General features: G+C 41.5%; 6 protein-coding genes. 3 read left to right on the top strand and 3 right to left on the bottom strand.

Features of this window, described 5'->3' with window-relative positions; genetic code table 11:
* Positions 1-51 precede the first annotated feature (51 nt).
* Together E5A76_RS07070 and E5A76_RS07065 are read left to right on the top strand one after the other, a co-directional pair.
* Positions 52-2655 (top strand): GEVED domain-containing protein, encoded by a 2604-nt coding sequence (locus E5A76_RS07070; RefSeq protein WP_161118501.1) that lies wholly within the window; start codon positions 52-54, stop codon positions 2653-2655.
* Between the two features lie 168 nt (positions 2656-2823).
* A complete protein-coding gene (locus E5A76_RS07065) occupies positions 2824-4068 on the top strand; it encodes a tetratricopeptide repeat protein (RefSeq protein ID WP_237459276.1) in 1245 nt (414 codons plus the stop codon).
* Positions 4069-4131: 63 nt separating this feature from the next.
* Here E5A76_RS07065 and E5A76_RS07060 read toward each other — a convergent pair whose 3' ends face one another.
* The 3 genes from E5A76_RS07060 to E5A76_RS07050 all read right to left on the bottom strand — a co-directional run bounded on the left by E5A76_RS07060 (position 4132) and on the right by E5A76_RS07050 (position 5514).
* Positions 4132-4500, bottom strand: a complete 369-nt coding sequence (locus tag E5A76_RS07060) for a DUF333 domain-containing protein (protein ID WP_053987786.1) — start codon at positions 4498-4500, stop codon at positions 4132-4134.
* Between the two features lie 44 nt (positions 4501-4544).
* Positions 4545-4820: a putative hemolysin gene (locus tag E5A76_RS07055; RefSeq protein WP_053987787.1), complete on the bottom strand. Its 276-nt coding sequence runs from the start codon at positions 4818-4820 to the stop codon at positions 4545-4547.
* Between the two features lie 238 nt (positions 4821-5058).
* A complete protein-coding gene (locus E5A76_RS07050) occupies positions 5059-5514 on the bottom strand; it encodes a hypothetical protein (protein WP_053987788.1) in 456 nt (151 codons plus the stop codon).
* A 155-nt stretch (positions 5515-5669) separates the two neighbouring features.
* On the opposite strand from E5A76_RS07050, the gene E5A76_RS07045 reads away from it, so the two are divergent.
* On the top strand, positions 5670-6338 hold the full coding sequence (locus E5A76_RS07045; protein ID WP_161118500.1) for a CatB-related O-acetyltransferase: 669 nt from the start codon (positions 5670-5672) through the stop codon (positions 6336-6338).
* Positions 6339-6573: the final 235 nt, after the last annotated feature.

Below are 6573 nucleotides of genomic sequence, written 5' to 3'. Positions count from 1 at the left end.
CTATAAAGAAGATAGTTCTAACTTATTGATTATAAAGCTAGGGTGGTTTTTATGATGCGTTGCGTTATACGAGTAGTCACTACTGTTTTTTTCCTTTCTTTCTTATCAATGATGAAACCGGTTGATGCTGCAGAAGGTGTTGGATTGGTTTATCAAAGTACTTTGGTTGATATCGGTGGTAATGGTGGTGGGGAATTTCCTGAAAAGCTCTGCCCTTCAGGTCAATTAATGACTGGCTTTGATTTTTATAATCAAAATACAGGGGGAAACCTTGATGGTATTGCGCTACGTGGTCGTTGCTCTCAAATAACTGTCGTGAATAATAACGCAACATTAACCGAGGTTGGTGTCACTGGATGGGGAGGTGGCTCCGTTCCTAATGGCACATTATATACGGGCTCTTGTCCAGCGAATCAGGCAGTTGTTGGTGTCGATGCTGATACAACAGACTGGCCAGTAATGGGTTGGTTTCGCCTCTACTGCGCGCAAGTTACTTATAATCAAATCTCCAAGCGGTTAGAAATTGCAGCAGCACCAGCTTCACCTTCTACAGGTAAAATTGGTCCAGATCGTAACTATCCGGGGACTTACTATAACCGTATTGTTGCGCCAGCAGGACAAGCCTTAGCGGGTTTTAATGGTCGACAAGGTGCAGCATTAGATAAGGTACGTTTTCGTGCTTATTCATTTGTTCAAGCCAATATTACCTTAAATGCTGTTGTTCAAACGGGCTCTGCATTAGCTTCTGATTTCTCACTTATTGCAACAGATACCAGCAATATTGCGGTTAGTTTTACATCTGGTGACAGTAAAGCGATGACACCGAGTAATTATAGTTTTACTTGGACTGGGCCTGCAGATTATGAGCTGGTGTCGTTTTCATGTGCAAACCCTCTGACTGTGACTAATGGCAATAACTACAACTGTACCTATGTCTTTCGTTCAACCAAAGTGGATTATGGTGATGCACCGAGTAGCTATGGTGGTTTACAGGCAGGGGCAAACGGAGGAGATAACGTCAATATCTACTTAGGCGCAGTGCCACCGGATCATGAAGAGGATCGTTTTACTGACGGTATAGATAACAATAATAATGCCACAGATGATGATAATGAAGGGATCACGCCTGATGATGAAGATGCATTAGCTGAGGGGTTAATACTGGTTAACAGTAATGCTAATGCGGCTGCGTATAGCTTAACGGTGCCGTGTAATGATTTTGATGGCACAGATTTAGGTGCCACAGTATATGGGTGGATAGATAGCGATCGTAATGGCACATTTGATGGCGATGAGTTTACATCAGCGACATGCAATGATAATTCAACCACATTAGAGGGCAGTGCGTTACTGACATGGAATGGGCTTGATATAACAACCAATTCTGGCATGAGTTATGTTCGCTTACGGATCACCACTGATGCTATTGGCGCATTGGATGCTAATACGGATGTCTCTGATGGTGAGGTAGAAGATCATCAATTTGAAATCATTAATCAGATTGTTTTAAGTGGGAAGATCTTTAACGATAACGGCGGAAATATCGCAGGTATTGCTCACAATGGGGTGATTGAAAGTGGTGAAGAAGGCGTTGCAAACTTTACTGTTCAAGTGATTTTCAATGACACGGGTGTGTCAGGCGTTACCACTGGCGATATTATTGCGACAACGGTTTCTGCGGGTAGTGGGGAGTATCAATTTACCCTACCAGTGAAATACGCCAATAAAAATTTGTTGGTGAAGGTAGTGGCTCAATCCCCATGGATTGAAATCAGTGAGCAAAGTGACAGTAGTATTAGCCAACTCACTAATCCTGATGTTACCGATAATATTATGGCGATCACCGCTCAAGCTGGTGATCAGGTTGATAACTTAAATTTTGGTAAAGTTAAAGCCCCGACCTTCTCACCTAATTACTCTGAAGTGATGAAAACAGCGAGTACGTTACTTCTTTCTCACCGTTTAACCACATACACCGCAGGTAGTGTCCGTATTACGCTTGAAAATGAAACAAGCTCACCGAATAACCCTGATTGGAATGTCATGCTATATGAAGACAAGAATTGTGATGCCACTCTTGATCCGGATGATACACCAATTGCTAATCCGTATCAGGGCCGAGCGAATGGGCAGATCTGTGTGATCAGTAAAATCTTCTCACCCAGCGCAATTAGCGTTGACTCCATGCTAGATTATTTTGTTCGTGCTGATATGACGTTTGAAGACAGCGCTAATGTAAATCACGGTGTGACTAAGGTATTAAATAATAACGACACCATTTCAGTATTATCTACCGATAGCGGACATTTGAAACTCACCAAAACCGTACGAAATGTCACTCAAGGGACACCTGAAGGGATCAGCAATGTTGCTAACCCTGGCGATATTCTTGAATACCGACTCCGTTTCACTAATACCGGAACTGGAACAATAGAAGATATGGTACTCCATGATAGCACGCCTGATTTTACCGTGATCCAGCAAGTGGTTGTTTGTGATCCATTATTACTGCCGACCTCGATTACCTGTAATGTAGCGACCCCAAATGGCAGTAATAATATTGGTTATCGAGGTGATATTTTGTGGTCGCTTAATGGCTCTTTATTAGGTGGTGAATCAGGCTTGGTAGTCTACCGGGTGAAAATCAATAATTAACCTATAGTTCAGGCTTTTACATCCTTTTATCTTGCTTAGCTATGTGCAATGCGTAAAGCTCGAATCACGGAACAATGATCAAGGTCTAATGCTGACAGTCAAACGCTTTAGTTTATTGGCTGTTAGCCGATAATCATCAATAGTATTCCACCATATGCATGAGGATGTATGTCTCATCTAATTTGGCTGTTTATTATTCCGATTATCATTTTAGGGTGGTTGATTTCACGCTATTTTGTGACGCAAAAAACGCAGCAAACAGAAAAACAACAGCAGGTTGCTAAAGATATTAAGTACAAGCAAGTATTGGAAAAAGCCAAACAAGCTGAGCATGAAGAGAAGATCTATAAAGCCAGTACAGGACATATCCCCAGCCAATTATCGTTAGCGAAAGAATATGAGAACACCAATTTAAAAGAGGCGATAGCTTGGTATGAAAAGGCCGCAGATCAAGGTAATGAAATTGCGCAATATGCCTTAGCTCGTTTGTATCGTCGTGATAGCACCGATAAACAAGCATTACTAAAAGCTAATTATTGGCAGGCATTGATTGAGGCAAAGCAAAATACCCCAGAAGCACTGTTTCATTTTGGTCTGTTATTGATCCAAGGAAAAGGCGTAGAGGCGAACAGTGAGTTAGGCGTTGAGAACATACTGCAAGCTGCGGAATTTGATCACTTGCCTGCCTTATTGTTTCTATCTGAATGGTACGCCGTTGAAGATACCGATCATTATTTGCCATATAAAGCATTTCACTGGCGAGTGCGTGCAGCAAAATTAAATGATGTTGAAGGCATCATGAAAACCGCCTTTAGTTATCAAACGGGGCTAGGTGTTATTGCCGATCCGCAAAAAGTGAAATATTGGCTAGAGCGAGCCGCTGAGCATAATCATCCTGAAGCGCAATATTTGGTCGGGAAAATGCATTTAGGGGCAACCGCGAATGATGCTGCGGTGGCTTATATTTGGTTTTCGATGGCCTATGCCAGTGGTTATCAAAAAGCCCGTCAAGCAAGAGATCAAGCGGCACCGCTTATTGGCATCGAATCTATTCTCAATGTGCAAAACATAGCGAAAGAAGTGTATAAGGCTTTAAAACAGCAACCTGTTCAACCTCATACCATCATTGCGCTGCTTGATAATATCTATGCTCGCCAAGGTTATCGTCCAACCCTTGCTGATATCGAACTGTTGTGTGAGGCATCAATATTAACACCTCCAACGGAGAGCTTATTATCAGAGAGCGAAGTAACAGACGTTGAAGAAACGGAACAATTAGTGACCGATGATGAGCCGACATCTGAGCCATTAAATGCTAATGATTGGGGCACTCAATGGTCGAGTCCATCATTAGCCATACCAAGCTCTTCTCAAACCACCAAAGAGACAGAAACAAAAACAGCCCAACCGTAGTTGAGCTGTTCATAATAAAAAGTAGGGAGCTAGGGGGAGGTGCTCCCTCTTTTTATTTGCTTATTACCAAACTTTGTAGCCTTTTTTCTTGCTACATTTGTGGTTGTAGAAATCGTGTAGCTCACAAGTGGTACCCCATTTAGTGAACTTACAAGAATTACCCGTTACGTAACCACCTTTGTTGATACAGTGCTCAACCATACGTTGCTCACGGGTTTTACCTGATGGTTTACAATCACCACGCATAAAGGCAAATTCTTCACATGCGCTACCGTCGTTAAATACACAGTAACCCACTTGACCATTACCACCCATAGGTGTGCGCAGCTCAACACGACCGCCATGGTGTACACAGTAATCTGATGCTGGGTTACCGTGTGCAAAAACAGAACTTGAAAGTAGTAAACCAACAACTAATAGTAACTTTTTCATATTTTACCTTCCGATGTTTATTTTTTAGTGATGAGAGTGATTATTTATTGCGTCGCACCATAAACGATGGGTGCATCGGCACCTGCTTTACAGGTACCACGTTTGAATGCCCATGCATCACATTGGCTTCCGTCGTGGAAACGACATAAGCCCGTTTCACTACCATCCATGTTTTTTCTCGTTAAGAACTGACCGCCGTGATCCACACAGTAAGTGGCAGCGGGATTCGCCATGTTCGCATTTGATGGAATTGGAAGTGCTTTACAGCCGATTAACGATGTTGAAGCAAGTAGAGAAAGTAATAGTAATTTCTTTTTCAAAGTCAGATTCCTTAATTAAACCGTGGCTTCGTTTCAGTAACGAGTTATTCACTGGGTGAATAAGTTGGTGGTATTCTCCATTTGAAACAGTGTTCATTTGTCAGGGAAATGAAAGAGTATAGTTATTAAACTGTTAGGAATTAGGTGTAAAAGTTAGGCGGATGAATTGTTTTTTTCTTTAATTATTAGAGGGTTAATGGAGCAAGGTTTAGTGGTAAAACCTTGCTCATAATTTGAATTATGCGTATTTGTTAATAAATGCAGTCAATATATCAAGGCTGTTAGCTTCATTACGCTGCTCTGCGAGCAGATAGTCATAGATCGCATTCTCATGATCTGCAACAAGAGTAAAGAGAGCTTGGTGTTTAGTCGCTTCATCGGCTTGTTGTTGGTAACGCTGTTGATAGGGAGCAACCCACGGCACCATAGTATCGACTAACTCTTTCCATGGTAGTGATAACCACTTTTGGGCATCCGCTAAGCCTTTTTGCTCCATCTCTTGATCATAATCAGCGCAAGGATGTCCCAGTGCTTCAAGCCCGACTTTTAATTGCTGGGCTGTTAGCTCTTCTACTTTTATTAATGTTTGCCATTTGTCGTTATGGCTATCGTCACTATACTTTTCAGCAAAGGTTTTAAAAAAAACAATGCCGTAAAGTTCACCTAAATAAGCGGTATAAAGTTGAGCAATCATTGTTATTACATCCCAATTGATGAGTACCAGCAGATAATATACCTAAGTCGTATCAAGGTACTAGATTCAATGAGAATAACTTGCAGCAATGGGAACATGTCATTGAAGTCACTTGGGGATATAGTTTATTGCACTAAGAACAAAGAAGGTTTGATATGGAATCGACTATTTTTCCCTCTTGGTTAGGGGGGTATGAGATCAAACGCCACATCACAAATCCTAATATAGATGTGGGAGACTACAGCTACTATTCTGGCTATTACCACCAACATCATTTTGAAGATCAATGCGTTCATTACTTGCTGGGTGATAAATCCAGTGCAGAAGTGTGGCAATCGGGCATTTTTGGTGACGTTGATAAATTGATCATCGGGCGTTATTGCTCAGTTGCATCAGGCGTAGTGTTTATGCTGTCTGGTAATCAAGGTCATCGGCATGATTGGATTTCCAGCTTCCCGTTTGATTTTGCGGAATTTGGCGAAGGCGTAAAGTCAGGGATCAAGCGAGCAGGGGATACCGTCGTTGGCAATGATGTATGGCTGGGCGCGGAATGTGTCATTCTACCTGGTGTTACGATTGGAGACGGTGCCGTGATTGGGACTCGTGCTGTAGTAACGAAAGATGTAGAACCTTATGCTGTCATGGTCGGTAATCCATCACGCTGTGTGAAAAAACGTTTTTTAGAGCCCCACATAGCAATGTTATTGGAAATGCAATGGTGGCATTGGTCAAAAGACGAGTTAAAAGCAGCCATGCCGTTGATGTGTAGCTCGCAAGTGGATGCGCTTTATCAACATTACTTAACTCACATCAAAAAAAATTGAATTTAGCAAAAAATCTCACAAATATTCTATCAAGGATTAATAATTACCTTGTTGAGCGCTCTTCTTATTCTCTTTCGTTATTATAAGTCATTAATACAATGCAAGATTACATCAAGTTACAATTCTTAGATGCTTGAAAGTGCTTTTTTATGGTTTACTCTACGGTAAATACTCAACTAAATTTGAATGCTTGGTGCATTTTTATGCGGATGAAATCGATTTTTAGTTATAAAAT

The sequence above is a fragment of the Photobacterium lucens genome (assembly GCF_009873615.1).
Lineage (GTDB): Bacteria > Pseudomonadota > Gammaproteobacteria > Enterobacterales > Vibrionaceae > Photobacterium > Photobacterium lucens.
This window is presented reverse-complemented; position numbering and strand designations above follow the sequence as displayed.

Excerpts from the sequence above, each read along its gene's own strand:
- E5A76_RS07070 (WP_161118501.1), top strand. The coding sequence starts at position 52 with ATGATGCGTTGCGTTATACGAGTAGTCACTACTGTTTTTTTCCTTTCT.
- E5A76_RS07065 (WP_237459276.1), top strand. The coding sequence starts at position 2,824 with ATGTCTCATCTAATTTGGCTGTTTATTATTCCGATTATCATTTTAGGG.
- E5A76_RS07060 (WP_053987786.1), bottom strand. The coding sequence starts at position 4,500 with ATGAAAAAGTTACTATTAGTTGTTGGTTTACTACTTTCAAGTTCTGTT.
- E5A76_RS07050 (WP_053987788.1), bottom strand. The coding sequence starts at position 5,514 with ATGATTGCTCAACTTTATACCGCTTATTTAGGTGAACTTTACGGCATT.
- E5A76_RS07045 (WP_161118500.1), top strand. The coding sequence starts at position 5,670 with ATGGAATCGACTATTTTTCCCTCTTGGTTAGGGGGGTATGAGATCAAA.